Here is a 25,904-nt window from a genome sequence, read left to right on the forward strand (position 1 = left end):
ACCGATGGGTGGCGCCGAGGTGCCGCCCGGTCCCACCACACCGCTGCTGATCGCCTGCGCGCTCGGCATCGAGCGCTTCGCCCTGCGGACCGGCAGGAGGGGCGGCGAACCGGGCCCCGGCCCCGTGAGCATCATCAGGTCCGGGATGGGACCCCGGGCCGCGGAGAACGCCGTCCGCCAGGCGCTGGGACGGCCCGGGGCCGGTGGCACCGCGGTCATCGCCTCGGGCTTCTGTGCCGGGCTTGAGCCGGGCATGCACCCGGGGGACCTCGTGGTGGCCGAGGAGACCCGGGACGCCGGTGGCACCACCGCCTGCACCGGAACCGGGCTGCTGGTCGACGCACTGGTCAGGGCGGTGCCCGGCCGCACCGTCCACACCGGCCCGCTGACCGGCTCCGGACACGTCGTCCGGGGCGCCGAGCGGGCCGGGCTCCGGGCCGCCGGTGCCGTCGCGGTGGACATGGAGTCCGCGGCCACGCTGCGCACCGCGGTCCGGACGGGCCCACGCCCGGTTGCGGCCGTACGGGTGGTCGTGGACGCTCCAGAGCATGAGCTCGTCCGTATCGGCACGGTCCGCGGTGGAATATCGGCATTCCGCGTTCTTCGTGCCGTCCTTCCGGCTTTCCATGAATGGCACCGATCTTTGCTGCTCCCCAGGAGGTGAGCCCAGATGGCCATGCCGCTTCGCCAGTCCATCAAGGTTGCGACGTATCTCTTCGAACAGAAGCTCCGCAAGCGCGAGAAGTTCCCGCTGATCGTCGAGCTGGAACCCTTGTTCGCCTGCAATCTGGCGTGCGAGGGCTGCGGCAAGATCCAGCACCCGGCCGGAGTGCTCAAGCAGCGCATGCCGGTCGCGCAGGCCGTCGGCGCGGTGCTGGAATCGGGCGCCCCGATGGTGTCCATCGCCGGTGGCGAACCGCTGATGCACCCGCAGATCGACGAGATCGTGCGTCAGCTGGTGGCCAGGAAGAAGTACGTCTTCCTCTGCACCAACGCCATGCTGATGCGGAAGAAGCTGGAGAAGTTCACCCCGTCGCCCTACTTCGCCTTCGCCGTGCACATCGACGGACTGCGCGAGCGGCACGACGAGTCGGTGGCCAAGGAAGGGGTCTTCGACGAGGCGGTGGAGGCCATGAAGGAGGCCAAGCGGCGCGGCTTCCGGGTCACCACCAACTCCACCTTCTTCAACACGGACACCCCGCAGACCGTCATCGAGGTCCTCAACTACCTCAACGACGAACTCAATGTGGACGAGATGATGATCTCTCCCGCCTACGCCTACGAGAAGGCGCCGGACCAGGAACACTTCCTGGGGGTCGAGCAGACCCGCGAGCTCTTCAAGAAGTCCTTCGCGGGCGGCAACCGCGGCCGGTGGAGGCTCAACCACTCCCCGCTCTTCCTCGACTTCCTCGAGGGCAAGGCCGACTTCCCGTGCACGGCCTGGGCGATCCCCAACTACTCGCTCTTCGGATGGCAGCGGCCCTGCTACCTGATGAGCGACGGCTACGTCCCCACCTACCGGGAGCTCATCGAGGACACCGACTGGGACAAGTACGGCCGGGGCAAGGACCCGCGCTGCGCCAACTGCATGGCGCACTGCGGGTACGAACCCACGGCGGTGCTCGCCACCATGGGGTCGCTGAAGGAGTCCCTGCGAGCGGCGCGGGAGACCGTCGGCGGGGGCCGCTGACAACACGAGCGAGCCGGAGCCGGCCGCACCGGGACCTCCCCGGTCCGGCCGCCCGCGCCGCCCCCGGCGGCCCTCGCCGGTTCCTCGCCCGTGGCGGCCGCGGTGAGGCGCTCGCCGGGGCCGGGCTCACGCCGGAGACCGCAGGCCGCGCCGGAGCGCCGCACGGGGGACGGGAGGGCGCCGCATGCCGAAGGAGAGCGGGACGTGAAGGACCGATCGCAGGGGTTCGACCTGGCACGGCTCATCGAGGAACGGGGGGCCGAGCGCTACGAACTGCACACCCGGCACCTGAACCACCAGCTGCCACGGATGCTCCACACCCTCGGATTCGACAAGGTCTACGAACGGGCCGAAGGCGCGTACTTCTGGGACGCGGACGGCAACGACTACCTCGACATGCTCGCCGGCTTCGGCGTGATGGGTCTCGGCAGGCACCATCCCGTCGTACGCCGGGCGCTCCACGACGTCCTGGACGCCCCGCTGGCCGACCTCACCCGTTTCGACTGCCAGCCACTGCCCGGACTGCTGGCCGAGAAGCTGCTCGCCCACAGCCCGCACCTGGACCGGGTGTTCTTCGGCAACAGCGGTACCGAAGCGGTCGAGACCGCCCTGAAGTTCGCCCGGTACGCCACGGGCAAGCCACGGATCCTCTACTGCGACCACGCCTTCCACGGGCTCACGGCCGGCTCGCTCTCCGTCAACGGTGAGCGCGGCTTCCGGGACGGGTTCGCGCCCCTGCTGCCCGACACGGCCATCGCGCTCGGCGACCTGGACGCGCTGCGACGCGAGCTGAAGCGCGGCGACGTGGCCGGGCTCGTCGTCGAACCGATCCAGGGCAAGGGCGTCCACGCCTCACCACCCGGCTTCCTGCGGGAGGCGCAGGACCTGCTGCACCGGCACAAGGCCGTTCTCGTCGTGGACGAGGTGCAGACCGGGCTGGGCAGGACCGGAGACTTCTACGCGTACCAGCACGAGGAGGGGGTCGAGCCCGACCTGCTCTGCGTCGCCAAGGCGCTGTCCGGCGGCTACGTGCCGGTCGGCGCCACGATCGGGAAGGACTGGATCTTCAAGCGCGTCTACTCGTCCATGGACCGGGTCCTCGTCCACTCGGCGAGCTTCGGCTCCAACGCACAGGCCATGGCGGCGGGACTGGCCGTCCTGGCCGTGATGGAGGACGAGGAGACCGTCGCGAACGCCCGTCGCACCGGTGACCTGCTGCGCGAACGCCTCGCCGCGCTCGTCGGGCGCTACGAACTGCTGCACGAGGTCCGCGGACGAGGACTCATGATCGGCATCGAGTTCGGCCGGCCCTCCTCCCTCAAGCTCCGCAGCCGGTGGGCGATGCTGCAGGCCGCCCGCAAGGGGCTCTTCGCACAGATGGTCGTGGTGCCGCTGCTGCAGAAGCACCGCATCCTCACCCAGGTCTCCGGCGACCACCTGGAGGTGATCAAGCTGATCCCGCCGCTGGTCATCGGGGAGCCGGAGGTCGACCGATTCGTGACCGCGTTCACCGCCGTCATGGACGACGCGCACAGCGGGGGCGGGCTGGTGTGGGACTTCGGCCGGACACTGGTCAAACAGGCGGTCGCCAACCGCTGAGAATTTTGCCCCGGAGGCAAGTTATTTGCCTCCGGGGAAAGGTGCTGGCTCAATGGAGGAATGAATCCTCCTGACGGCGGGAGTACCGACGAACTTCCCGGGATCGCGCCGCGCCTGCGAGATCTGCGCCGCAACCGTGGGCTCACCCTGGAGGCCGCGGCCGGGCGTGCCGGCCTGTCCCCGGCCCACCTCTCCCGGCTGGAAACCGGCCGCAGGCAGCCTTCGCTGCCGATGCTGCTGTGCCTCGCCCGGGTCTACGGTACGACGGTCTCCGAGCTCCTGGGCGAGATGCCGCCCGAACGTGACGCGATCGTCCGCGGCGGCCCGCTCGAGGGGGCGGGCGGGGAAGGCGGCGGCTGGCTCTACCGCCAGGCCGGCGGCTCAGGCCGTGCCATGCAGGCGCTGCGGGTGCGGGTCCCCTACGGCACCGAGGGCGACCTCGTCCGCGTCCATCCCGGAGAGGAGTGGCTGTACGTCCTCGACGGCCGGCTGCGCGTCGTGCTCGGGGAGACCGTGCACGACCTCGACCCGGGTGACAGCGCGCACTTCGACTCACTCACCCCGCACCGGATCGCGGCGCTCGACATCGGTGGGGCGCGCCTGCTGTTCGTCCACACGCTGCTGCAGAGTCCGACCGCGGAGCTCTGCCTCGGCGGCGGGGCACACCGGCTCTGATCCGGCAGGCCCCGCACCGTGCGATTCCTTCGTCACGCCGACCGCCACCCCGACCGCCACCCAGACCGTCACCCCGACCGGCAGGCCGGGAGAGAGGACTGACATGTCCGATTCGGAGCACTACGACCCGCTCACCCCGCGCCGGCAGAAGAGCGCGGACACCCAGGAGCGGCGGATGCCCCGAGGTGTCGTGATCCGGCTCTTCGCCTACCTGGTGGCCGGCCATGTCATCGCGGCCTTCCTCTTCCTCCTCTTCACGGTCGCCGGTAAGGGCTGAGCCCCGGCGTCACGAGTCCTCGACGAGCCGCTCGCGCAGCCTCGCGCGTGTCTCCGGTGCGATCTTCAGCCCTTCGGTGAGGTAGCGGTCCGTGCTGCCCCAGATCTCCTCGATGGTCGAGAACGCGGCGGCCAGGTACTCGGCCTCCGCGCCGAAGAGCGGATCGAGCAGTTCCAGCACCTCGTCGGACATTCCCGCCGACGAGGTGTCGCTGCGCCGGATCCGGTAGCGGCGGTGCGCGTCGTTCGACTTGAGGTAGTCGGCCTCGATGGCCTCCTTCTCGACGCCGACCGCCAGCAGGGAGACCGCGATCGAGAGGCCCGCACGGTCCTTGCCCGCCGCGCAGTGCATCAGGGCCGGCACGCTGTCCTCCGCCAGCGCGTGGAGCACGCGGCTGTGTTCGGCGGTGCGGTCCTTGATGATCGAGCGGTACGAGGCGACCATCCGTTCCGTGCCCTTGCCGTCCGCCAGGATCGAGCGCAGCTGCTGGATGTTCCCGTCACGCACCAGCCGCCAGAACTCCGCCCCGTCCGCCGGGTCCGAAAGGGGAATGCTCACATTCCGGACGCCGGGCAGTTCCACGTCGAGGCCGTCCAGCTTGTGGTCGGCGGCATTGCGGAAGTCGAAGATCGTGTGCAGGCCGAGCCCGGCGAGGAACGCGGCATCGGTCGCGGTGGCGTGCGCGAGGTGCCCGCTGCGGTAGAGGCGCCCGTAGCGCACGGTGCGGCCGTCCACGGTCGGAAGTCCGCCGACGTCGCGGAAGTTGCGGACGCCGGTCAGGTCGACGTCCTTGGGTCCGTGGCCGGCCGGCGGGACCTCTGGCAGCTGCGTCACAAGGGCTCCTGGGGTGTCGGGCGTCGGCGCCGCTCGCCGACGGGGCACGCTCGCGACGATACGACATGGCTGCATCGGGCAACCGTCTCGGTCGTGGCGGCCGGGGTAGCGCGGAGGCGACCGGCGGCAACATGTCCGTATTGATGCATTTAGCAGAACATGCCCCGCTTGTACGGGAGATGGAGTGAGGCGGGTGAGCGGGATCATATCCGTGACGGTGTGTGGTGAACGCGCCGACGGGTATTCCGGACCCCGCGCGGAAAGCCAAGATCCGTAATCCACGCAGTGTGACGGGAATTCCGCGAAGGAAATGAAGCGAGTATTCCGGTTCCCGGCCGGCGGCTTGTTCGCGGCGTCCCGGCTCGCTTACGGTCACCATCAATCCGGACGGAACGCCTAATCCTGCCGCCGCCCGGAATCCGCACCGACTCACGTGTGGCAGGAGCGGGGGAACCAGGTAGGCCGCCGTCCGGAGCGATCCGGCACGGCTAGGGGTCAAGTCGCGATTCACGCGGCCGGACATCTCCAGTCCGAACCCGACAGCTCACCTCGCAGGCGCCGGAGAGGAAACCCCCCATGCCCGCAAAAGGCAAGCACCGTCGTACGAAGACCGGCCCGATCTCCCGAGGCGTCCTTGCCGCGGGTACCGGTGGCGCCGTTCTCGCCCTCCCGCTGATCGGCGCCACCGGCGCCCACGCCGCCGAGCAGGCGGCACCGGCCAAGCCCGTCGCCGCCCAGAGCGCTCCCGCCGCGGCGGCGAAGGGCTCCCCGAAGACCTACTCCGTGGTCTCCGGCGACTACCTGGCCAAGATCGCGGCCGACCACAAGGTCAAGGGCGGCTGGCAGAAGCTGTACAAGGACAACCGTGACGTCGTCGGCGGGAACCCGAGCCTGATCCTCCCGGGCATGAAGCTGACGCTCGGCGCCAAGGCGTCCGGCCCCGCGGAGGCCGCGCCCTCCAAGGCCGCCCCGTCCACGGCGAAGAAGTCCGCCCCGGCCGAGAAGGCGGCGGCTCCGGCCCAGGAGGCCGCCGCGAAGACCACCGGCTCCGGCGCGTCGGAGAGCACCTCCTCCGGCTGGACCGCACCGGTCGAGAACGCCAACGTCACCACCCAGTACCGCGCCTCCGGCGCCAGCTGGTCCAGCGGCTACCACACCGGCTCCGACTTCCAGGCCGCCTCCGGCACCAGCGTCCGGTCCATCGGCGAGGGCACCGTGGTCTCCGCCGGCTGGAGCGGCTCGTACGGCAACGAGGTCGTCATCCAGCACAGCGACGGCATGTACTCGCAGTACGCCCACCTGTCCTCGCTCGAGGTGACGACCGGTCAGACCGTCACCGGCGGTCAGCAGATCGGCCTCTCCGGCTCCACCGGCAACTCCACCGGCCCGCACCTCCACTTCGAGGTCCGGACCGGCCCGAGCTACGGCTCGGACGTCGACCCGATCGCCTACCTGCGTTCGCACGGCGTGTCCATCTGAGGGCACACCACCTGAGGGCCGGAGGAGGGGCGGTGCGCCGAGGCGCACCGCCCCTCCCCTTATTCCTGCTTTACCAAAAACTGACCGGGTGGTCTTTCTCACCACCCGTCAACCCCTTATTACGGTCGCGTAGGTCACATTCGAAGGTGCAAGATAAGCCCTTGTGGCAGACGATTCGAGAAACAACATACGAGGCATCATCGGGTCGTACGCGGCGATTGGCGACAGCTTCACCGAGGGCGTCGGCGACCCCGGCCCCGGCGGGACCCTCGTCGGCTGGGCCGACCGGTTCGCGGTTATTCTCGCGGACCAGCTTCCGGTCCCCGACGCGATGGTCGGCCCCGTGGACGACCCGCACGGGTATTTCCGGTACGCCAATCTCGCCGTACGCGGACGCCTCCTCGACCAGATAGTCGAGGAACAGGTCCCCCGCGCCAAGGAGCTGGCACCTGATCTGGTGAGCTTCTGCGCGGGCGGCAACGACATCCTCCGTCCCGGCTCCGACCCGGACGACGTGGCCGAACGCTTCGAGCGCGCGGTGGCCGACCTGACGCGATCGGTCGGTACCGTCATGGTCACCACCGGCTTCGACACCCGTGGGATCCCCGTCCTCAAGCACCTCCGGGGCAAGATCGCCATGTACACCGCGCACGTCCGGTCCATCGCCGACCGCTACGACTGCCCGGTGCTGGACCTGTGGTCCCTGCGGTCCGTGCAGGACAGGCGGGCCTGGGACAACGACCGGCTCCACCTCTCGGCCGAGGGGCACACCCGCGTGGCGCTGCGCGCCGCCCAGGTCCTCGGCCTCGACGTGCCGGCCGACCCCGACCAGGTGTGGCCCCCGCAGGCGCAGCGCGGGGCGCTCGAGGTGCGGCGCGACGACATCCAGTGGGCGCGCGAGTACCTCGTCCCGTGGATCGGCCGCCGGCTGCGCGGGGAGTCCTCGGGGGACCACGTCGCGGCCAAGCGCCCCGACCTGCTGCCGCTCTGACCGCGCGGCACCCGACGCCTCGTCGGGCCCCCGCCCCGGAGTCGTGTCCGCAGCCGTTCAGCGGCTGACGAACGGGAGCGGGCGCCGCGACGGGCCCGGTGACACGGGCCCGTCCGGAGCGGACGCCCGTGCCGGGCCGGCGGGCGGGGGCGTGCAGGCCGGCGCCGGTGCCGGGCCCGGGGGCATCCGTACCGGATCGGCGGGTATCCGCTCCAGCACTCCGCCCGCGAAGACGTCGTACAGGGGCAGCGTCTCCAGGTGCACATAGCCGATGTGGCAGTCGCAGACGTCGAGCGGGCAACCGCGCGGGCCGAGTGCGTCCCGGTAGCTGCCGTCGTAGAGATTTCCCAGCTCGGCACGGACGAAGTGGCAGCGGCGCACCGTCCCGTCGCCGTCCACCGAGACGACCGACTCGCCGGTCCGGCAGGGCAGCCCGGCCGAGCGGTGCGGGTGCCTGCTGTAGGGGAACAGCGGGTCCAGGGCGGTCCAGCGGTTCGCCTGCTCGTCCGTGTAGGTGTACCCCTCGGCGGCGTTGACCCAGAGGTACACCTCGGGCGGCAGTGCGGAACGCAGACGGCGGGCCTCCTCCAGGTGTTCGTCGAGACCGACGATCCCGACGCTGTGACGCACCCCGAGGGCCGTCAGCTCCCGGCACCGGGCGAGGAACCGCTCGTACGGCGTCTGGCCGGGGTGGTAGGTGCACCACAGGGCGACCTTGTCGCGGTCCGCCTCGGCCAGCCAGCCGGTGCGGCCACTGAGGTTGGTCTGGATGGCGACCCTGCCGACATGAGGCAGCAGGGACATCTCGACGAGTGCCCTCCTGTACCAGGACCGCACCAGGCCCTCCCCCCACGGGGTGAAGAGCACGGACAGCCGGTCACCGGTCTGTGCGGCGGCCCACGCGGTGAACCGCTCCAGGGCCGCCCGGTCCCCCCGCAACTGCTCCCCGGTGTCCCGCCGCTTGGCGAACGGGCAGTAGGGGCAGTCGTAGTCGCACGAGGCCAGCGGCCCCCTGTAGAGAATGGTCAGTTCCGTGTTCACGGGGCGGCTCACTTCGCCTCGTACGCGGCCATCGCGGCCCGGACCGCCGGGGAGAACAGCTCGGGGCCGAGCGCGTCGGAGTGGGCCAGGCCCTCGGGGGAGAGACGCAGCAGGCCGGAGGCCGCCGGACCGCCGGCCGGAGAACGGCCGGACGCCGATCCGGCGGACGGCGAGCCGCCGTCCGCCGGATCGGCCAGCCAGCCCCGCGCGGCGAACCGTTCCAGCTCGGCCGGGAAGTCCTCGTACGGATCCGACCCGAAGCGCTCGCGGTACTCGGCGGAGCGCATGCCCTCGGCCTGGAGCAGCGACTGCAGCAGATGCCGGCGGCGTGCCTCCTCACCGTCGACGTACCGGCCGACCTCCGCCCGGGAGAAGTCCGTGGTGGTGGTGAAGCCGTCGATGATGCCCCGGATCTCGCGCATCTCCACCGCGTAGTCGAAGGAGTAGTGCAAGGAGGAGGTGTACGAGCGTGCCCCGCAGCCGAGCCCGATCATGCCGTCGGTCTGGCAGGCGTAGTCGTCAGGACCTGCGGGCGGTGCGTCCGCACGGCGGAACATCCGCATCGACACCTGCTCGTACCCATGGGCCAGCAGGTGGTCACGGCCCGCCCGGTACAGCCGCAGCCGCTGGTCGTCCCATGCGGCGTCGGGACCCCCCGCCTCCTGCGCCGCCGCCCCCAGCCGCCCGAGGCCGGTCAGCGGGCGCACGTACAACGGGTAGAGGTAGAGCTCCTCCGGACTCCAGGCCAGGGCGGCGTCCAGCGAGGTGCGCCAGGTGTCCTCGGTCTGCCCCTCGATGCCGTAGATCAGGTCGATGTTGAGGACCGGGATGCCGGCCTCACGGATCCTGCCGAGCGCCGACTCCACCTCGGAGCGGTGCTGCGGGCGGACCGCGGCCCTGGCCTCCGCGTCGACGAAGCTCTGCACGCCGATGCTGACGCGGGTGGTGCCCCGGTCGGCGAGGACGGCGAGCCGGTCGGCCGTCGCCGTCGAGGGGGACGTCTCGACCGACAGCGGCACGGCGCTCAGGTCGGCGCCCATCCGCTTCTCCGCGATGTCGCAGAGACGCTCCAGCTCGCCGGCGGTGAGGAAGGTGGGCGTACCGCCACCGAACGCCGCGGAGGTGAAGCGCACCGGTGCGTCGTCGCCCAGCGCGTCGCGGACCGCGGTGGCCTGCCGGTCGAGCGCGTCGAGATAGCGCGTCGTCAGCTCGTCGGGGGCGCCGATCCGGGTGAACAGATTGCAGAAACCGCAGCGGACCTCGCAGAACGGTATGTGGAGATAGAGGGAGAGCGTGTCCTTGCGCTCCGTCGCCCAGAGGTCGCTGAGCAGCGGACGGCCTCCGGGCCGGCCTGCGAGCGGGCGGTAGGCGGTCTTGTGCGGATAGGCGTAGACGTAACTGCGGTACGGGCTGGTGCCGAGCGTGGTGCCGGTCATCGGGACGCCCCCTGTTCGAGGAAGAAGTGGGCATAGGGCACGGTCCACACGGCTTCGTGACCGATCCGGTGACCGGTGTAACCGTCGTCGCCGTACGCCGTGCCGTGGTCGGAGCAGACGATGGCGAAGCACCTGCGGCGACTGCTCGCGGCCGCGAAGAGACGTCCGATGTGCCGGTCCACGTACTCCAGGGCAGCGGCGTGGGTGGCCCTGGAGTCCCCGGCGCCGGCGGTGGCGCCGGGCGTGTGGAACCAGTTGGGCTGGTGAAGGGCCGACACGTTGACGAAGAGGAACAGGCGCTGCGCGGCCGGGAGTTCCGCGACCACCTGTTCGGCGCGCGAGACCTGCGCCTCGAAGGACGTCGGAGAGGCGACGCCGAACTCCGGCTCCCAGTGGCTCTCCTGGAACATGGCGGGAAGCACCGAACCGAGCGGGGGGCGGCGGTTGAAGAACCCCACGCCACCGATGCACACCGTGCGATAGCCCACCTCGGCGAGACCGGAGAGGAGATCGGGGGACTCGTGGACGAAGGTGCCGTCCGCGGTCGACTCGCTGCCCGCGAATCTGGCGGCGAACAGCCTCGGATGGGGGCCTGGCGCGGCCGGTGTCGGCAGGAAGCCGGCGAAGATCGCCTGATGGGAGGCGTAGGTGAAGCTGCCCGGCGCGTGCCTCTTCTCCCAGGCGCCGCCGGGCAGATGCCGGGCGAGATGGGGGATGCGCCCGGCCGCGGCGAGTTCCTCGGCCACATCGAAGCGCAGGGTGTCCAGGGTGACGAGCAGCAGATCGTGGCTGCCCACGATCGCGTTCATGTCGGGGTTCGGGTGCTGTGTACCGCGGATCGCGGAATCAGGGTCTGTCGATGGCACGGTCGTTCCTTGCTCGGTTCTCGGTCGTCGTGCCGGTGCGCCGGCGGTCGTCGGTCGTCGTGCCGCTCCTCCCGCGGCCGTCGTCCGCGGGGCGGGTGGCGCGGCGGTCCTTGTACGTGGAGCCGGTCACCGGCCTTCGCCGCCCGTCCTGCCGGCCGCCCCGCCGGCCCCGCCCGGCAGGACGGGGTGGGCGGACGCCGCCAGTACGGCCGCTACCTGCGTGCCGTAGGTGTCGAGCCCTTCCGCGCCGCTGCCCGGCAGGCCGGTCAGACGCGGCAGGAGGTCACCGAAGGCGTTCACCTCGCCGACGGCGAAGCGGCGCCAGCCGGTCGCGGGCAGCAGATCCACGCCCACGCACAGCGTGTCCGGGAAGCAGGCCGCGGCCCGTTCGCACACGGCCAGGGCGGCGCTCCAACTGCCGCCCGCCGCCTCGACGGCGGCCCGTACCCCGTCGAGATCACCGCGGGTGCCACCCAGGTGCAGATTGGTCATGGGGGAGCGGCTGGTCCGCACGACGGCGTGGGTCGCCCGCCCCGCGACCACCACGACCCGCAGGTCGGCGGCACGCCCCCGCTGGGACGCCTTGGGCAGCCAGCGCTCGATGTGCAGACCGTCCGGTGCCAGGGCGTCGACCAGTGCCGCCACCTCCCGCTCCGTCGTGCAGCGCCGCACCCGCAGCGAGTTGAACAGCCGGCCCTCCTCGTCCCGCTCCACCGATGTGGCCGCCCGTATCCTTCCCGGGCCGGCCGTCTCCAGGGCCATCACCCCGGAGGCGGAGGAACCGTGCGCGGGCTTCACGAACACCCGTGGCATCCGATGCTCCGACATCAGCCGGCGCACGTCCGCCCACCCCCGCACGGGGTCCCCGTCGGGTCCCGAGGTGGGGGAGTCCGGCACCGGTACCCCCGCGGTGTCCAGCACCCCGTGGCAGAGCCGCTTGTCGAACATCACCGCGATGTCCTGGGGACCGTCCAGGAGCACCGCACCCGCCGCGGCGGCGGTCCGTGCCACGTCCCGGACGGCCGAGGTGAAGCGCGCGTACCAGCGGGCCGAGCCCTCGACCCTCGTCGGGTCGTCGCCCCCGCGCAGCAGCATGTCCACCTCGGGGTCCTCACCGGGCGAGTCGACGCGCACGGTCTCCCCGGGGAGGAAGAACGCCTCCCCGCGCAGGACCTCCGGCCAGGACACCGTGCGCGCGGCGGGCAGCCCGGCGGCGCGCACGGCGTCCTGGAAGAGGCCGACCCTGCGGTTGGCCGGGATGCCGACGACCGCGAGGCGTGGCCTCCCGCTATTCGCTGACGGCGACATAGCGGGCCTTGTCGTCCTCGTCGTCCCAGCGGTCCCCCTGGTCGAGACGGACCTGGACGCCCGACCGGGCGCCGAGTTCCTCGATGCGGGCGACGAACGGATCCGAGAGGAAGTGGTGGTGCAGATCCAGGACCGACAGATGGGTGAGCGGCTGGCCGTCCAGCAGGGCCTGTGCTCCGGAGTCACCGAGCGTGCCCATCGAGAGGGACAGCGACTCCAGTCGGGCGACCACCGGTGCCGAGGCCACGGCAGCGGCGATCTCGTCCTGGATCTCGCTGTTCTGCAGTCCGAGATGACGCAGACGCGGGAGCGCGGCCCCGGAGAGCACGGGCGCCAGATCCGCCACCGTGGTGTCACCGCCGTACCACTCGGAGCCGAACCAGAGCTCCAGGTGTTCCAGGGCGGGCAGTCCGGACGCGCCGACCGCGCGGACGACGTGCCCGGGCAGTCCGCCCGACTCGAAACGGAGCGTCCTCAGCGCCTGATGGCGCACCGGTCGCAGCTGGAGGCTCCCCTCTCCCGGTGCTCCGTCGCCGCAGCCGCGTACGCCGAACTCCTCCAGGAGCGGGAGAGCTTCCAGCACCGGAGTGATGTCGCACAGCTGCAGCCAGGACAACTCGCACTCCTCGCTCTCCACATCGCCGAGGAACAGCGCCCGCAGCGCCGGGAAGCGGTGTGCGTCGGCGACGATCGCGTCGACGACCGGTGAGAGGGAGGTGTAGTCCCCGTCCCACCAGGGGCCGATGAGCAGCGCCCGGACCCCGGTGGTGTCGACCTCGTCGAGGAAGCGCCCCCAGACGTCCTCGAACGGCAGCTCGTACGGATAGCAGTCGAGCCGCCATGCCACCGAGCCGGCGGCGGGCGGTGCCGTCGGATCGGTGGGGGAGGGCGGCTGCAGGGTGTGGACCGGCAGGCCGTGGAAGCTGTCGTGGTGCGTGATGTCGGTCATCGCGCCGTCACTCCGCGACCGCGGTGTAGCGGCCCTCGGGGCCGAGGCCGTCCCACGGCTCGGAGCGCCCGGACAGGTCGACCGACACGCCGTGCGGCTCCAGGGCCTCCGCCACGCGGCGTTCCATCGGCTCGGTGAGGAAGTGGTGGTGCAGGTCGAGCGAGGTGAGGTGGGTGAGGGGCTGGCCCTCGAGCAGCGCGGCAGCGCCCTCGTCGCCCAGCGTGCCGTTCGACAGATCGAGTGTGCGGAGCTGCGCGACGACCGGCGCCGAAGCGATCGCCGAGGCTATCTCGTTCTGCAGCTCGCTGTTGCGCAGGCCGAGATGGCTCAGTCGTGGGAAGCGGGTACCCGCGAGCAGCGGTGCCAGGTCCGGGACGACCACGTCGCCGCCGTACGAGGAGACCCCGAGCCAGAGATCCAGGCTTTCCAGTGCGGGGAGCTCGCTGTCCAGCACGCCGCGCAGCGCCTCCGCGGGCAGTCCTCCGCTCTCGATGACGAGCCCGCGCAGGGAGTCGTGCTTGACCGGGGGGAAGGTCAGGCCGGTGCCGCCCCGCACACCGAGATGGGTCAGCTGCGGGAAGGCGGTGAGCAGCGCCGTGACGTCCGACTGCTCGATCCAGGAGATCTCTGCCTCCTCCGCCACCAGGTCCCCGACGAAGACCGCCCTGAGCGAGGTCAGCCGGTCGGCCGCGGCGACGACGAGACCGATGGGGTAGGCCGAGGTCTCCTCGTACGACTCCCCCCACTGGCCGATGATCAGAGCCTCCACACCTGACGGGTCGACGGCTTCGAGGAAGGCTTCGAACTCGGCCTCCCAGGCGACGTCCCCGTCGTACGGATCGACGGATACGCGCCAGGCCACGGCACCGGCCGGGGGACGCGTGGCCTCTTCGGCCTCGCGCTGGAATTCGACGGCCGGAAGGCCGAGCAACTCGTGCAGACGGTCCGCGTCGGACATGGCACTGAGCTCCTGATACTCGAGGCGACTGATGTCCGCAAGGTTTATCAAGCGCCACTGACAACGGGACGACCGGCCCCGGACCGCCGAGGATCCGGCGCCGAAGGAGTGGGACGGCAACCCGTACGCCCGGGGGCGGGTAAGGAAACCCGTACGTCCGGGGAGGCGGTACGCACACCCGTACGGGACCGGCCCCTTGCTCAGCCCTGTCCGTCACCGGCCTGCTGGATCCGTCGCCGGCCACCGCGTTGTCAGACCCCTCTCGTAGCGTTTTCCCTGTCGCCGGCACAGCGTGTGCCGGGACGGAGGGGAGACGTCTGTGTACCGGCAGGGCGACGTGCTGATGATGGCGCTGGAGGAGTCGGAGGTGCCCCGGCACTTCCTCGACGCACCGGGCGAACCGCGCGACAGCCGGGGGAGGATGGTCCTGGCGCTGGGCGAGGTCACCGGGCACGCGCACGCCGTGCAGGGGCCCGGCCGACTGCTGAGGGAGGCCGGGCCCTTCGGCCCGATGCTGCTCCATCTCCCCGAGGGAGGGCGCGTGGTCCACGAGGAGCACGCCGCGATAGCGCTTCCCCAGGGATGGTTCCGCGTCGTGCGGCAGCGCGAGTACGCCCCGGGCGCGGTCCGCATCGTCGCGGACTGAACATCCCGCGGTGCGCGGTGGGGCCGATGCCTCGTGGCCGACGACGGCCCGGTGGGTGCGGCCCGGTGAGGTGGGGTCGACAACAGTGACAGGGGACGGGGAATACCGATGCAGTTCGTGAACACATGGCGTGCCGTGGCGGCGGCGACGGGCAGGGCCGACCGGGGAGCGGCGGAGGCCGGGGTGCGGCTCGCCTACCGAGCCGCGGGGCTCGCGGAGCCGGAACGCGTCATCTGGGCGGATTCGCCCAAGGCGGCCGTCGAGGTGGTGGAGAAACTGACCGGGGCGGGGCGCTCGGTGCGTGAGGAGGTCCGCACCCGTCCATGGGCGGAGGAACGGCGCCGCCTGTACGACGAGTTGGGCCCGGCCGGATGGTCCGCCCTGTGGTCCGCCACCGGGGCACAACTGTGGGAGACGACGGCCGCCCTCGCCGAGCGGATACGAACGGGAGTGGTCGCCGAGCTCGCCGCACGGCCCGAGGACGAGTCCTCCATCCGGCTCGTGCTGCTCGACGCGGTCCTCGGCCAGCACGACGCTGCCTGGCTCGCGGCGTTCGACGGCCGCGGCGACCGGCTGACCGGACTGGCGGAGGTCGCCAGGAACGCCGGGTGGTGGTGGCCCTACGAGCACGCCGTGGTGATCGTCGAGCGACCCGAGGCGCTTCACCGGGACGAGGCGGGACGGCTCGACCGGGCCGACGGACCCGCCCTCGCCTACCCGGACGGATTCGCCCTGTACGCCTGGCGGGGCATGCCCGTGCCGGCCGAGTTCCTCGACGGCCTGGCGAGCCTGACCCCCGACCGCATACGCGCCGAGGAGAACGCCGAACTCCGTCGCGTGATGCTCGAGTACTACGGCTACGACCGCTATCTCGCGGAGTCGGGCGCGGAGCCGGTGCACCGCGACGAGACCGGAATCCTGTGGCGCATCGCGATGGCGGGGGACGAGGACGTCGTCATGGTCGAGGTCGTCAACTCCACCCCCGAGCCCGACGGCACACACCGCACCTACTGGCTGCGGGTGCCGCCCAGGACCCGGACCGCGAAGGAAGGGGTGGCCTGGACGTTCGGGCTCGACGGGGAGGCGTATGCGCCGGTGCGCCAGACCTGACCGGACCCGCGGCCGGCCGAGGGCGGCCGCGGGCGGCCGGGGCCGTCAGGCGGTCAGGACCTCGTGGTCGATGCCGAGTTCGCGGGCGAGCGCCTGTTCGGTCCACCGCAGCATGGTGGCCCGGGAGAGCGGACCGGCGTACGACGTCATCTGGACGGCCAGCCCGTCCAGGAGCGCCGTCAGCCGCCAGGCCACGGACATGGGATCGTCGCAACGGAACTCGCCTGCCGCGGCTCCTTCGTCGATGACCTCGGCCAGCTCGGCCTTCCACTGCTGGTCGAGGTCCGCGGCGACCTCGCGCAGCACCGGATCACGCAGGGAGGAGGCCCAGCCCTCGATCCAGAGCCGCCACCCCTTGGCCTGACCGGTCGGCGCGTACCAGCGGACGGCGGCCCTGAGCCTCCGGACGGCGCTGGTACGCCGGCTCATCAGTTTGCGCAGATGGGCGAGATCGGCCTCCGCGGCGTAGGCGAAGGCCGCGGCAACGAGCTTCTCCTTGGACGAGAAGTGGTAGAGCACCAGGGCGTTGCTCACCCCGAGGACGGCGGCCACATCGGCGATCCGTACCGCCGACACGCCACGGACCTCGATCTGCTCGACGGCAGCGCGCAGGAGTTCCTCCCGCCGCTCAGCCACGCTCAGCCGTACTCTCGCCACCCGGTCACCTTAACCAACGCCCCGGCCGGGGTCTCGGGCCGTGCGGCCGAGGGGCTCTCCGTACCAGCCGAACCGCTCCGCCATCACCGGCAGCCGGTCGGCGGCGAGGGCGTGCGCGGCCGCCCGCGGTGTGCAGCCGTCCGCCGCCGCACGCTCCAGCACGCGGTCGACAAGGGCGCGCATGGAGCGGCGGGTGTGCCGGAACGCCTCCTCCGCGTCGGGCCCGATGTCCCCGAACAGCGTCCACCACCACCACGCGTTCGTCGCGGAGTTGACGACTACATCCGGCAGCACGGTGATCCCGCGCCCGACGAGCAGTGCTTCCGCCTCGGGGAGCACGGGCATGTTCGCGGCCTCGACCACCCAGCGAGCGCGGATCGCAGCCTGGTTCACGGCGTCGACCGCGTACGACACGGCGGCCGGTACCAGGATCTCCGCATCGGTGCCCAGCCAGGCATCGCCCGGCAGCTCCTGGTCCTCGGCCCGCAGAGCACCGCGGTCCACCGCCCCGTGAGCGTCCCGTGCGGCCAGGAGCGCCTCGACGTCCAGGCCCGCCGGGTTGGCGATCGTGCCCTTGACGTCGGCGACCGCGACGATGCTCAGTCCCGCGTCGGAGAGGAACCGTGCCGTGGCGCCCCCCATGGTGCCCAGCCCCTGCAGGGACACCCGGGTGCCGGAGTGCGCCACGCCGGCCCGGTCCAGCGCGGCGAGCGCGGACTCAGCGACTCCGCACCCGCCGACCAGCTCGTCCAGCCCGATCCCCCGGACCGTGACGGCGAAGGCGTCCGCCAGCCGCCGGCGGGCTTCCTGTTCGTCCTCCAGCAAGGGGTAGACGGCCTGGACGGTGGAGACGAGCCCGGCTTCCTCAGCTGCCCGGTCCACGACGTCCTGGCCGAGACCGAGGTCCTCCCCGGTCGTCCAGACGTTCTCCACGTACGGGCGCACGGCCCGCAGGAAGCGGACGAGCACTCCGTAGGCGGCCGGATCCCGGGGGTCGCAGTCGATACCGCCCTTCGCGCCGCCCAGCGGGATGTAGCGCGCCGGCGAGTCGGCGTCGAAGTGCAGGGCCTCCTTCATGGTCATGCCCCGGGCCAGGCCCGTGACCTCGGCGAGGGTGCAGCCCTTCCGCATCCGCAGACCACCGCTGGACACCCCGCGCACCAGCCGGTCGACGACGAGGTACCCCTCCGTGCCCGTGACGTGGTCCGTCCAGGTCAGGGAGATCAACGGGGCGGGGGAGGGGGACGACACGGAGCGGCTCCTTGGTCACCGGGGCTGACTACTGAACAGCGAGTCAGTATTGAGAGCCTCGGCGCGGCTGTCAACGCGGCCGGGGCGCCTGCTGTGACATCGCCGTCACCCGAATGCGGAATCCTTCGGGGGGTACGGACGTTGGACTCGGCATGACGGACATCGAACCCGGGCGCGATGCACTGCTCCGGCTCATCGGGCAGCACGACGGCGGCGTGCTGGTCACCCTCAGGCGTGACGGCAGGCCCCAGCTGTCGAACGTGAACCACGCCTACTACCCCGACGAGGGGGTGATCCGGGTGTCCGTCACCGAGGACCGCGCGAAGACCCGCAACCTCCGCCGGGACCCACGGGCGAGCTACCACGTGACCAGCGACGACCGGTGGGCGTGGACCGCCGCCGACGTCACCGCGGAGCTGACGCCGCCGGCGGCCGGCACCCACGACGCGGTAGTGGAGCAGCTGATCAAGCTCTACCGCGACGTCCAGGGGGAGCACCCCGACTGGGACGACTACCGTCGCGCGATGGTCCGGGACCGCAGAGTGGTCCTGACCCTGAGGATCGACCATGTCTACGGCCGGCCGCGTGCCTGACGCGACACCCGGGACGACAGCCACGGCGGCACCTCGTGCACCGCTGCGCGGCGTTCATCCGTATTGCTCCGTTCACCGCGGTGCTCTCGCCCTGTTCTGCCTCCCGACCATAATGAGACGACACCGACTCCCTCAGGAGATGTTGTGACCGGCGCCGACCACCAGCCCTCGCTCCGTACCAGACTCCGCTCGCTGCGCCCCGTCGCCTTCGGGGCGGACCCGGCGGGAGAACGGATGGAGCGGATCCGCCGCTCGCCCAACTTCGCCGACGGGGTGTTCCAGAATCCGGAGGGGGCCCGGACCAGGCCGTCCGGCTCCATGCTGGAGTTCGCGAAGGTGTACTTCTCCAAGGAGGAGCGGGCACGCAGGTCACCGCTCGGGACCGTTCCCGTCCACGCCACGACCCTGGCAGATCTGTCCGCGCCGCCGGCCTCGGGCCTGAGGGTGACATGGCTCGGCCACTCCAGCGTGCTCGTCGAGATCGACGGCCGACGGGTGCTGTTCGACCCGGTCTGGGGCGACCGGTGCTCGCCGTTCGCCTTCGCAGGGCCCAAGCGGCTGCACCCCGTCCCCCTGCCGCTCACCTCGCTCGGCCCGGTGGACGCCGTCGTGATCTCCCACGACCACTACGACCACCTTGACCTGCCGACCATCAAGGCCCTGGCGGGGACGGACACGGTCTTCGCGGTGCCCCTCGGTGTGGGCGCCCACCTGGAGCGATGGGGCGTTCCGACGGACCGGGTCCGCGAGCTCGACTGGAACGAGACCACGCGGATCGCGGGCATCGGCCTGACCGCCACCCCCGCACGTCACTTCTGCGGCCGTGGACTGCGCAATCAGCAGCACACGCTCTGGGCCTCCTGGGTCGTCACGGGCTCCGAGCACCGGGTCTACCACAGCGGGGACACCGGCTACTTCTCCGGCTTCAAGGACATCGGGGCCGCGCACGGCCCCTTCGACGTGACGATGATCCAGGTCGGTGCCTATTCGGAGTACTGGCCGGACATCCACATGACGCCGGCCGAGGGCCTGCGCGCACATCTGGACCTCCAGGGCGGCGCGCCGCACGGAGCGTTGCTGCCGATCCACTGGGGCACCTTCAACCTGGCCCCGCACCCGTGGTCGGAGCCGGGTGAGTGGATGAAGGACGTCGCCGACGAGGCCGGCCAGGCGGTGGCGCTTCCCCGTCCCGGCGAGCCGTTCGAACCTGCCGGGAAGCTTCCCTCGGACACCTGGTGGCGTGCCGTGGCGGCGCCCGCCGCGCAGCCGTGGCGTCGCTCCGGAGTCGCGGAGGCACCGCCGGTGCACCAGGAGGAGGTCGACCTCGCGGGCGAGCGGTGACGTGAGAGGCGGGTGGTCCCGCGCGGCGGATGCCTCGCGGACCGTCCGGCCGGTCCCCTTCCCGGGCGCTCAGACGGGGTAGGCGTGGGTCTGCGTCGCCTTCACCGTCGCCCAGACCTCCGCTCCCGGCCGCAGATCGAGTTCGGCGGCGGCCACGGTGGTCAGGTCCGCGGCCAGGCGCAGCTCGCCGCTGAGGTCGGCACGGATCTGGTCACCGTGGGTTTCGAGACCCGCGATCTCGCAGTGCCAGAGATTGCGGGCGCTCGTACCCGCGGGCCGGTCCCGGTGGAGGGTGACCGCACTCGGCGGGAAGGCCACGAACACCGGCCCGGACAAGGCCTCCGCCGTCGTGAGGGAAGGTCCGTCGTCGAGGCGGACGGTGTGCCCGTCGGCCTCTCCCCGATACAGGTTCAGGCCGACCAGTTGGGCGATGTAGTCCGTGCGCGGGCGGCGAGCGACGTCGGACGGCGCGCCCTCCTGCACGATCCGGCCGTCCTCGACCACGACCAGCCGGTCGGCCAGCACCATGGCATCCAGGGGGTCGTGCGTGACCAGGACGGCGACGGCCTCGAAGTCGGCCAGATGCCGCCGGAGCTGGGAGCGGACCTCCAGGCGGGTACGGGCGTCCAGTGCCGCCAAGGGCTCGTCCAGGAGCAGCAGCCGCGGCCGGGTGGCCAGCGCGCGGGCCAGGGCGACACGCTGGGCCTGGCCGCCGGAGAGCCTGCGCGGCTTCGCGCCCGCATGGTCCGCGAGCCCCAGACGGCCGAGCCAGTCGGCGGCCTGTTCCCTGGCCGACGCCTTGGTCGCGCCGTGGCAGCGAGGTCCGAAGGCCACGTTGTCCAGAGCGGTGAGGTGCGGGAAGAGCAGGTAGTCCTGGAAGACGACGCCGACGGGGCGGGACTCCGGCGGCATACGCTCCAGCGCGGTGCCGTCCAGGCGCAGATGACCGCCGGAGAGAGGCGTCAGGCCGGCGAGGGCCCGCAGGGCGGTGGTCTTGCCGGCGCCGTTGGGGCCGAGCAGGGCGACCACTTCGCCGGGCGCGGCGGTCAGCGCCACGTCGAGGCGGAAGGCACCGCGCTCGACGACCAGGCGGGCGTCGAGTCCCGTCCCGGAGCCGTCGGGGCCGTGGCCGCGGGCGTCAGGGGTGCGGTGGGGGGCGCGGGCGTTGCGTGTCCCGTGGGCGGTGTCCGGGGTCTCGGTCATCCTGCTGTCATCCAACGGTCGCGCAGGCCGGCCAGCACCGCGATGGACACGGCGAGCAGGACCAGGCTGAGGGCGATGGCCGCCTCGGGGTCGCTCTGCAGCGCCAGGTACACGGCCAGCGGCATGGTCTGGGTACGGCCGGGGAAGTTGCCGGCGAAGGTGATCGTCGCGCCGAACTCGCCGAGGGCGCGGGCCCAGGCGAGCACGGCGCCGGCCGCGATGCCCGGCGCGATCAGCGGCAGGGTGACCCGGCGGAACGCCGTGAACCGTGAGGCGCCGAGCGTGGCGGCGGCCTCCTCGAAGCGGGGGTCGGCGGCGCGCAGCGTGCCCTCCACACTGATGACGAGGAACGGCATCGCGACGAAGGCCTCGGCGATCACGACCCCTGTCGTCGTGAAGGGCAGCGTGATCCCGAACCAGTCGTCCAGCGACTTCCCGATGATGCCGTTGCGGCCGAGAGCCATCAGCAGAGCCACGCCCCCCACCACGGGTGGCAGCACGAGCGGCAGGGTGACGAGGGCCCGTACGAGGCCGCGGCCGGGGAACTCGACCCGGGCCAGCAGCCAGGCCAGCGGCACACCGATGACCAGGCTCACCGCGGTGGCGGCCGTGGCGCAGACCAGGGAGAGCCGCAGCGCCTGCCACACCTCGGCACTGGTCAGCAGCTCGGGCATGCTGCGCCAGGGAGCCCGTACGAGCAGCGCGACCAGCGGGACGATCAGGAAGGCGAGGCCGATCAGCGCCGGCAGCAGCAGCGGAAGCGGCACCCCCGGACCGCCACGGGTCCGGACGCGCCGCGGCCCGCCCTTGGGAGGGCCGGTCGCGGCGCCGACGTCGAGCTCGGTCACGGCTTCAGGAATCCGGCCCCGGTCAGGACCTTCTGGCCCTGCGCGGACTGCACCAGGGCGATGAACGCCTTGGCGGCTGCGGCGTTCCCGGTGTTCTTGAGCTGGACGATCGGGTAGTCGTTGACGGCATCGGCGGACTCGGGGAATTCCACGCCCTCCACCTTGTCACCGGCGGCGTGCACATCGGTCTTGTACACGACGGCGGCGTCCGCCTCCTTGAGCTCGACCTTGGTCAGAGCGGACTTCACGTCCTGCTCGTACGAGACGGGCGTGAGCTTCAGCCCGCTCGCGTCGAGGGCCTTCTGCGCGGCGGCACCACAGGGCACCTCCTTGTCGCAGAGGACCACCTTGAGGCCGGGACCGGTGAGGTCCTTCAGCGAGGAGATCGTGTCGGGGTTGCCCGGGAGGGTGGCGATCTCCAGCTGGTTGCGCACGAAGGTGGCGGGGGTTCCGGACGCGTCCCCCGCATCCGTGACGATCTTCATCGTCTTGGGGCTGGCCGAGGCGAACACATCGGCCGGGGCCCCGCCGGTGATGCCCGCGGCGAGGGAGTCGCTGCCCCCGAAGCTGAAGGTGACCTTCGTGCCGGGGTGGGCCTTCTCGAACTCCTCGCCCAAGGCCGTGAAGCTCTCCTTCAGGGAGGCGGCGGCGAACACGGTCACCGTGCCGGACAGCTCGTCCGACGACGAGGCGGAGGAGCCCGACGCCGCCGACGAGGAGTCGTCCGACGACGAACAGCCGCTCAGGGCCAGCAGGACGGCTGCGCCTGCGCCGGCCACCTGCAGGGCCCGGCCTGTCGGGCGTGCGGTACGGGTCATGATGGGTCGCTCCCTCTTGTCCGGATGGACGTGATCGCCAGTGGTCCTCGCGGACCGGCCACGGGCGTCCCGCCAACACCTGGGCCGCCTGGAGTGGTCCGGCGGCCCGTCGCGCTCGTGGACCCGTTCCTCCCGCCGTCGACGGTGCGCCGCACGGCGCCGGCGTCGACGGCGGCCCGTGCGGCAGCGTCCCCGGTCCGGCAGGCGTGCATGCGCTGATCATACTGCCGCAGATAAGAGGGGAAAGTCTCCTGTCGCATTGCATGAGTAAGAGAAGGCAGTGTCTTGGCTCGCATGTGCGTTTGTACAGACCCCGCGTCCGGGTGCCGTCGTCTCGGAGGTGGTACCTGTGGGTCAGTCCCTCGAAGCTGCCGCTACGACGGCCGGCCAGGTGCCGGAACTCGCCCTCACCGGCGACGTGGCACGTCCGGCCCGGCTGACCGTGCCCGACCTGCTCACCTGGCCGCAGTACGAGACGGACGTCAGCTTCGAGTGCGCGCCCAGCGGCGTCCAGTACCACCGGTTCACCGGGCCGTTGCCGCACGACGTACTCATGGACGCCGGGCCTCGCTTCACCCCGGCCCGGCGCAAGGACCGCCTGCGCTTCCTGATCGCCGTGTCCGGCGCGGACGGCCACCACGTCCTCCTGTCCTGGGCCGAGATCGATCCCGACTTCGGGCAGGCCCGGGTGCTGCTCGCGGTCACCATCGACGACACGCCGCTCGACCGCGCGGGGCCGCAGCTCGTCCTCCCGCAGGACCGTTGCGGCGCCCGCCACGTCAGCGGCATCGACACCCTTCATGTGGACGGTGGTTACACCTCGTGGACGTGACCCCGCCCGGTTCGCGCGGAGCTGCGGCGAAGAGGCGACGGCAGGCCGGGTGGGAGGCGCCCGCACATGGATCGGCCGAGGCCGAACGGCGGGGTCAGTTCGTGGAGCCGGGCCCGGGCGGGATGTGCACCGTCATGATCAGGTGGCAGGTCCCGGAGCCCGAGCCGCGATAGGCGTGGGTGGCGTCACCGTCGAAGGTGGCGGTCTGCCCCGCCTCGACGGAATGCTCCGTGCCGTCGACGACCAGCGTCATCCGGCCCGAGGTGACGCTCACGGTCTCCACGACGCCGGCCTGGTGGGGGTGGCTCGGGTACTCCTCGCCCGGTTCCAGTTTCCAGCGCCAGACCTCCACCGGCGCCGGCCCCGAGGTCGTCAGCATGAGCCGCGCCTCGCTGCCCCGCTCGCCGGCCCACAGCGGCATGACCGCGTCGGCCGACACCACGCGGACGCGGCCCTCGGCCGGCCCCTCCAGCAGCGCCGACACGGAGATGCCGAGTGTGTCGGCGAGACGTACGAGGGTGGCGAAGTTCGGGTTGCCCTGAGCCTTCTCCAGCCCCACCAGCGCGCCCTTGCTGACCTTGGCGCGCCGGCCCAACTCGTCCAGCGAGAGCCCCGCCCGTGTGCGCGCGGCCCTGACGTTGCGCGCGAGCGTACGCAGGGCTTCGTCTGCCTCGGGCACTGATCCACCGTCCTCATGTGTGCGGGCGTCTGCCGGTATGCGGAGCGTCGGAGTGGACCACGCGGTCGTTCGGTTGACTCTCCGCGGTCGTTTCATTGTACGGTTGAGTCGTTCCGTTGTGGAAATCGTGATTTCCCGACCTCGCACAGGCGGCCCGGACGCAGGGCCGTCGCCCCCGCCCCACGCAGATGGAAGAGCAGGACACCGCATGACCGTCTTCCGTATCCACCCCGACGTTGCCGACGCCTTCCCCGGCACCCGCATCGCCCTCGTCACCGCGACGGGCCTGCGCGGACGTGAGCCCTGGCCCGAGGCCACCGCCGCCCTCGCGCACCTGGAGCGGGATGCGGCCGACGGTGTGTGGCAGCCCGCCGACGAGAGCGACCCCCGCATCGAGGCATGGCACACGGCCTACCGTTCCTTCGGCACCAACCCCCGCCGCATCCGCCCCAGCGTCGACGCCCTGGGCCGCCGCGTGGCCAAGAAGGGGGCGCTGCCGCGGATCAACCCGGCCGTGGACTCGTACAACGCGGTTTCTCTCCGCCACGGCCTGCCCGCCGGTGCCTTCGACCGCGCGCACGTCTCCGGCGACGTCGACATCCGGTACGCCGACGGAAGCGAGCGATTCACCCCGCTCGGTGAACCGGACACCGTGGAGAACCCGAAGCCTGGCGAGATCATCTACGCGGACGCCCACGGCGTCCTCACTCGGCACTGGAACCACCGCGACGCCCACCGCACCCGCGTCACCGAGGACAGCACCCAGGTCACCTTCGTCCTGGAGACCCTGCACGCGCACCGCGACGGCCACCTCATCGAGGCAGCGGCGAAGGAACTCCAGGCGCTGCTCCTGCCGCACGCCGACCACTGCACGGTCCGGTACCTCGACCCCGCCGGTCCCGACGCGGCCGTCTGACCACCTCCGGCGCCCACCGTCGTGACCTGCTCCGACGCGGTACGGGGTGGGCCTGCGACGTGAACCCCGGGGCCCGCGGAGGCCGAGGCCGAGCCGCCGGGAGCCGTCGGGCCCTCGCGGCCGGGGAGTCGCCGGAGCGTCAGTGCGAGGCGAGCCAGTCCGCGTAGCGGGTGGGGGCGAGCGAGGCGTCGTTCCTGCCCGTCAGGACGTCCCCGCGGACGACGGAGAACATTCCCGCGGTGTCGTCGGTGACGACCGTACGGCCGTCCGAGCGGGCCGCGAGTGTGATCCGGCCGAGTTCGTCCAGCGGGAAGACCTCGGGGCCCGCGATGTTGTGGACACCTCGCAGCGGAGTGCCCATGGCGGCTTCGGCGACCGCGTCGGCGACCTCCTGGGCGGCGATCGGCTGGAGCGGGGTCTCGGGCAGCCTGACGGTGTCACCGTCGGAGCTCCAGCTCATGATCGCGTCGACGAACTCCATGAACTGCGTCGCGCGGACGATGGAGTACGGGATGGGCCCCGCCGCGAGAAGTTCTTCCTGGAGCGTCTTGGCGCGGTAGTAGTCCAGTTCGGGTACCTGGTCCACGCCGACGATGGACAGCGCGACGAAGTGCCCCACCCCCGCCTTCCGGCCGGCGTCCAGCAGATTCCCCATCGACCGTCGGAAGAACTCCGGTGAGGCCTCGTCGAAGGTCGGGGAGTTCGTCAGGTCGACGATCACGTCGGCCCCGGCGACCGCCTTCTCCACCCCCTCGCCGCTGATGACGTCGACGCCCGTCGACTTCGCGCAGGGCACGGCCTCGTGTCCGTCGGCGCGCAGCTTCTCGACGACCTTCGATCCGATCAGCCCCGTACCGCCGATCACCGCGAATTTCATGACTGGCCTCTCCGCCGACGGACGTGCCTG

Annotated in this window: 27 protein-coding genes and 1 riboswitch; of the genes, 13 read left to right on the forward strand and 14 right to left on the reverse strand. The window is 71.7% G+C overall.

Annotated elements, in window-relative coordinates; genetic code table 11:
• Positions 1 to 4 precede the first annotated feature (4 nt).
• The 5 genes from IA22_RS0129765 to IA22_RS37245 all read left to right on the forward strand — a co-directional run bounded on the left by IA22_RS0129765 (position 5) and on the right by IA22_RS37245 (position 4,241).
• Positions 5 to 664 carry a phosphorylase family protein gene (locus IA22_RS0129765; protein WP_030125366.1) on the forward strand — a complete coding sequence of 220 codons (660 nt, stop codon included), beginning with the start codon at positions 5 to 7 and terminating at the stop codon, positions 662 to 664.
• Between the two features lie 6 nt (positions 665 to 670).
• Complete coding sequence (gene hpnH, locus IA22_RS0129770) at positions 671 to 1,690, forward strand: adenosyl-hopene transferase HpnH (RefSeq protein WP_030125367.1); 1,020 nt, start codon at positions 671 to 673, stop codon at positions 1,688 to 1,690.
• A 204-nt stretch (positions 1,691 to 1,894) separates the two neighbouring features.
• Positions 1,895 to 3,289, forward strand: coding sequence for an aspartate aminotransferase family protein (locus IA22_RS0129775; RefSeq protein WP_030125368.1), 1,395 nt, complete (start codon positions 1,895 to 1,897; stop codon positions 3,287 to 3,289).
• Positions 3,290 to 3,349: 60 nt separating this feature from the next.
• The gene (locus IA22_RS0129780; RefSeq protein ID WP_030125369.1) at positions 3,350 to 3,964 is read left to right on the forward strand and encodes a helix-turn-helix domain-containing protein; all 615 of its coding nucleotides are present in this window, start codon (positions 3,350 to 3,352) and stop codon (positions 3,962 to 3,964) included.
• Positions 3,965 to 4,067: 103 nt separating this feature from the next.
• A complete protein-coding gene (locus tag IA22_RS37245) occupies positions 4,068 to 4,241 on the forward strand; it encodes a DUF6126 family protein (RefSeq protein ID WP_014152776.1) in 174 nt (57 codons plus the stop codon).
• Between the two features lie 9 nt (positions 4,242 to 4,250).
• Here the strand turns inward: IA22_RS37245 and IA22_RS0129790 are convergent, their stop codons facing one another.
• Entirely contained in the window at positions 4,251 to 5,075 is an 825-nt protein-coding gene (locus IA22_RS0129790) for a tyrosine-protein phosphatase (protein WP_030125370.1), read from the reverse strand.
• 412 nt (positions 5,076 to 5,487) lie between these two features.
• Positions 5,488 to 5,648: riboswitch (cyclic di-AMP (ydaO/yuaA leader) on the forward strand.
• A gap of 3 nt (positions 5,649 to 5,651) precedes the next feature.
• Between IA22_RS0129790 and IA22_RS0129795 the strand changes: the two genes are divergently transcribed.
• The gene (locus tag IA22_RS0129795) at positions 5,652 to 6,554 is read left to right on the forward strand and encodes a M23 family metallopeptidase (protein WP_014152774.1); all 903 of its coding nucleotides are present in this window, start codon (positions 5,652 to 5,654) and stop codon (positions 6,552 to 6,554) included.
• 163 nt (positions 6,555 to 6,717) lie between these two features.
• The gene (locus IA22_RS0129800) at positions 6,718 to 7,545 is read left to right on the forward strand and encodes an SGNH/GDSL hydrolase family protein (RefSeq protein WP_014152773.1); all 828 of its coding nucleotides are present in this window, start codon (positions 6,718 to 6,720) and stop codon (positions 7,543 to 7,545) included.
• A 57-nt stretch (positions 7,546 to 7,602) separates the two neighbouring features.
• Here IA22_RS0129800 and IA22_RS0129805 read toward each other — a convergent pair whose 3' ends face one another.
• The 6 genes from IA22_RS0129805 to IA22_RS0129835 all read right to left on the reverse strand — a co-directional run bounded on the left by IA22_RS0129805 (position 7,603) and on the right by IA22_RS0129835 (position 14,103).
• The gene (locus IA22_RS0129805) at positions 7,603 to 8,586 is read right to left on the reverse strand and encodes an STM4011 family radical SAM protein (RefSeq protein ID WP_030125371.1); all 984 of its coding nucleotides are present in this window, start codon (positions 8,584 to 8,586) and stop codon (positions 7,603 to 7,605) included.
• A gap of 8 nt (positions 8,587 to 8,594) precedes the next feature.
• Positions 8,595 to 10,022 (reverse strand): STM4012 family radical SAM protein, encoded by a 1,428-nt coding sequence (locus IA22_RS0129810; protein WP_030125372.1) that lies wholly within the window; start codon positions 10,020 to 10,022, stop codon positions 8,595 to 8,597.
• A complete protein-coding gene (locus IA22_RS0129815) occupies positions 10,019 to 10,831 on the reverse strand; it encodes an STM4013/SEN3800 family hydrolase (RefSeq protein WP_030125373.1) in 813 nt (270 codons plus the stop codon). Before IA22_RS0129815 ends, IA22_RS0129810 begins: the two co-directional genes overlap by 4 nt.
• A gap of 183 nt (positions 10,832 to 11,014) precedes the next feature.
• The gene (locus IA22_RS0129825; protein ID WP_014152769.1) at positions 11,015 to 12,196 is read right to left on the reverse strand and encodes an STM4014 family protein; all 1,182 of its coding nucleotides are present in this window, start codon (positions 12,194 to 12,196) and stop codon (positions 11,015 to 11,017) included.
• Complete coding sequence (locus IA22_RS0129830) at positions 12,177 to 13,145, reverse strand: STM4015 family protein (RefSeq protein WP_014152768.1); 969 nt, start codon at positions 13,143 to 13,145, stop codon at positions 12,177 to 12,179. Before IA22_RS0129830 ends, IA22_RS0129825 begins: the two co-directional genes overlap by 20 nt.
• Positions 13,146 to 13,152: 7 nt before the next feature.
• Positions 13,153 to 14,103: an STM4015 family protein gene (locus tag IA22_RS0129835; protein ID WP_014152767.1), complete on the reverse strand. Its 951-nt coding sequence runs from the start codon at positions 14,101 to 14,103 to the stop codon at positions 13,153 to 13,155.
• Positions 14,104 to 14,422: 319 nt separating this feature from the next.
• On the opposite strand from IA22_RS0129835, the gene IA22_RS0129840 reads away from it, so the two are divergent.
• Positions 14,423 to 14,749: a hypothetical protein gene (locus tag IA22_RS0129840; protein WP_030125374.1), complete on the forward strand. Its 327-nt coding sequence runs from the start codon at positions 14,423 to 14,425 to the stop codon at positions 14,747 to 14,749.
• Positions 14,750 to 14,857: 108 nt separating this feature from the next.
• Positions 14,858 to 15,859, forward strand: a complete 1,002-nt coding sequence (locus tag IA22_RS0129845) for a DUF6745 domain-containing protein (protein ID WP_015579677.1) — start codon at positions 14,858 to 14,860, stop codon at positions 15,857 to 15,859.
• Between the two features lie 45 nt (positions 15,860 to 15,904).
• On the opposite strand, the gene IA22_RS0129850 is transcribed toward IA22_RS0129845, so the two are convergent.
• Positions 15,905 to 16,516: a TetR/AcrR family transcriptional regulator gene (locus tag IA22_RS0129850; protein ID WP_014152764.1), complete on the reverse strand. Its 612-nt coding sequence runs from the start codon at positions 16,514 to 16,516 to the stop codon at positions 15,905 to 15,907.
• Between the two features lie 9 nt (positions 16,517 to 16,525).
• A complete protein-coding gene (locus IA22_RS0129855; protein WP_030125376.1) occupies positions 16,526 to 17,767 on the reverse strand; it encodes a Glu/Leu/Phe/Val dehydrogenase dimerization domain-containing protein in 1,242 nt (413 codons plus the stop codon).
• Between the two features lie 152 nt (positions 17,768 to 17,919).
• On the opposite strand from IA22_RS0129855, the gene IA22_RS0129860 reads away from it, so the two are divergent.
• Positions 17,920 to 18,360 (forward strand): PPOX class F420-dependent oxidoreductase, encoded by a 441-nt coding sequence (locus tag IA22_RS0129860; protein ID WP_030125377.1) that lies wholly within the window; start codon positions 17,920 to 17,922, stop codon positions 18,358 to 18,360.
• Between the two features lie 144 nt (positions 18,361 to 18,504).
• Positions 18,505 to 19,701, forward strand: coding sequence for an MBL fold metallo-hydrolase (locus IA22_RS0129865; protein ID WP_014152761.1), 1,197 nt, complete (start codon positions 18,505 to 18,507; stop codon positions 19,699 to 19,701).
• A 69-nt stretch (positions 19,702 to 19,770) separates the two neighbouring features.
• Here the strand turns inward: IA22_RS0129865 and IA22_RS0129870 are convergent, their stop codons facing one another.
• Genes IA22_RS0129870 through modA form a run of 3 tightly spaced genes read right to left on the reverse strand, consistent with a single transcriptional unit; the run spans position 19,771 to position 22,570 of the window.
• Positions 19,771 to 20,904: an ABC transporter ATP-binding protein gene (locus IA22_RS0129870; RefSeq protein ID WP_030125378.1), complete on the reverse strand. Its 1,134-nt coding sequence runs from the start codon at positions 20,902 to 20,904 to the stop codon at positions 19,771 to 19,773.
• Entirely contained in the window at positions 20,901 to 21,752 is an 852-nt protein-coding gene (gene modB, locus IA22_RS0129875; protein ID WP_015579696.1) for a molybdate ABC transporter permease subunit, read from the reverse strand. The genes IA22_RS0129870 and modB overlap by 4 nt, the downstream gene beginning before the upstream one ends.
• Complete coding sequence (gene modA, locus IA22_RS0129880) at positions 21,749 to 22,570, reverse strand: molybdate ABC transporter substrate-binding protein (protein WP_030125379.1); 822 nt, start codon at positions 22,568 to 22,570, stop codon at positions 21,749 to 21,751. Before modA ends, modB begins: the two co-directional genes overlap by 4 nt.
• A 349-nt stretch (positions 22,571 to 22,919) precedes the next feature.
• Between modA and IA22_RS0129885 the strand changes: the two genes are divergently transcribed.
• Complete coding sequence (locus IA22_RS0129885) at positions 22,920 to 23,402, forward strand: molybdopterin-dependent oxidoreductase (protein WP_030125380.1); 483 nt, start codon at positions 22,920 to 22,922, stop codon at positions 23,400 to 23,402.
• Between the two features lie 94 nt (positions 23,403 to 23,496).
• Here IA22_RS0129885 and IA22_RS0129890 read toward each other — a convergent pair whose 3' ends face one another.
• On the reverse strand, positions 23,497 to 24,081 hold the full coding sequence (locus IA22_RS0129890) for a helix-turn-helix domain-containing protein (protein WP_014152756.1): 585 nt from the start codon (positions 24,079 to 24,081) through the stop codon (positions 23,497 to 23,499).
• Between the two features lie 208 nt (positions 24,082 to 24,289).
• Between IA22_RS0129890 and IA22_RS0129895 the strand changes: the two genes are divergently transcribed.
• Positions 24,290 to 24,997, forward strand: coding sequence for a B3/B4 domain-containing protein (locus tag IA22_RS0129895; protein ID WP_014152755.1), 708 nt, complete (start codon positions 24,290 to 24,292; stop codon positions 24,995 to 24,997).
• Between the two features lie 139 nt (positions 24,998 to 25,136).
• Here IA22_RS0129895 and IA22_RS0129900 read toward each other — a convergent pair whose 3' ends face one another.
• Positions 25,137 to 25,874 carry an SDR family oxidoreductase gene (locus IA22_RS0129900; RefSeq protein WP_014152754.1) on the reverse strand — a complete coding sequence of 246 codons (738 nt, stop codon included), beginning with the start codon at positions 25,872 to 25,874 and terminating at the stop codon, positions 25,137 to 25,139.
• Positions 25,875 to 25,904 lie beyond the last annotated feature (30 nt).

Origin of the sequence: Kitasatospora papulosa (assembly GCF_000717245.1) — a bacterium.
GTDB lineage: Bacteria > Actinomycetota > Actinomycetes > Streptomycetales > Streptomycetaceae > Streptomyces > Streptomyces papulosus.

What these genes read in the sequence shown, in the direction of transcription:
- IA22_RS0129765 (WP_030125366.1), top strand. Translation starts at nt 5, where the DNA reads ATGGGTGGCGCCGAGGTGCCGCCCGGTCCCACCACACCGCTGCTGATC.
- hpnH (WP_030125367.1), top strand. Translation starts at nt 671, where the DNA reads ATGGCCATGCCGCTTCGCCAGTCCATCAAGGTTGCGACGTATCTCTTC.
- IA22_RS0129780 (WP_030125369.1), top strand. Translation starts at nt 3,350, where the DNA reads ATGAATCCTCCTGACGGCGGGAGTACCGACGAACTTCCCGGGATCGCG.
- IA22_RS37245 (WP_014152776.1), top strand. Translation starts at nt 4,068, where the DNA reads ATGTCCGATTCGGAGCACTACGACCCGCTCACCCCGCGCCGGCAGAAG.
- IA22_RS0129795 (WP_014152774.1), top strand. Translation starts at nt 5,652, where the DNA reads ATGCCCGCAAAAGGCAAGCACCGTCGTACGAAGACCGGCCCGATCTCC.
- IA22_RS0129810 (WP_030125372.1), bottom strand. Translation starts at nt 10,022, where the DNA reads ATGACCGGCACCACGCTCGGCACCAGCCCGTACCGCAGTTACGTCTAC.
- IA22_RS0129815 (WP_030125373.1), bottom strand. Translation starts at nt 10,831, where the DNA reads ATGAACGCGATCGTGGGCAGCCACGATCTGCTGCTCGTCACCCTGGAC.
- IA22_RS0129825 (WP_014152769.1), bottom strand. Translation starts at nt 12,196, where the DNA reads ATGTCGCCGTCAGCGAATAGCGGGAGGCCACGCCTCGCGGTCGTCGGC.
- IA22_RS0129830 (WP_014152768.1), bottom strand. Translation starts at nt 13,145, where the DNA reads ATGACCGACATCACGCACCACGACAGCTTCCACGGCCTGCCGGTCCAC.
- IA22_RS0129835 (WP_014152767.1), bottom strand. Translation starts at nt 14,103, where the DNA reads ATGTCCGACGCGGACCGTCTGCACGAGTTGCTCGGCCTTCCGGCCGTC.
- IA22_RS0129845 (WP_015579677.1), top strand. Translation starts at nt 14,858, where the DNA reads ATGCAGTTCGTGAACACATGGCGTGCCGTGGCGGCGGCGACGGGCAGG.
- IA22_RS0129860 (WP_030125377.1), top strand. Translation starts at nt 17,920, where the DNA reads ATGACGGACATCGAACCCGGGCGCGATGCACTGCTCCGGCTCATCGGG.
- IA22_RS0129870 (WP_030125378.1), bottom strand. Translation starts at nt 20,904, where the DNA reads ATGACCGAGACCCCGGACACCGCCCACGGGACACGCAACGCCCGCGCC.
- modA (WP_030125379.1), bottom strand. Translation starts at nt 22,570, where the DNA reads ATGACCCGTACCGCACGCCCGACAGGCCGGGCCCTGCAGGTGGCCGGC.
- IA22_RS0129895 (WP_014152755.1), top strand. Translation starts at nt 24,290, where the DNA reads ATGACCGTCTTCCGTATCCACCCCGACGTTGCCGACGCCTTCCCCGGC.
- IA22_RS0129900 (WP_014152754.1), bottom strand. Translation starts at nt 25,874, where the DNA reads ATGAAATTCGCGGTGATCGGCGGTACGGGGCTGATCGGATCGAAGGTC.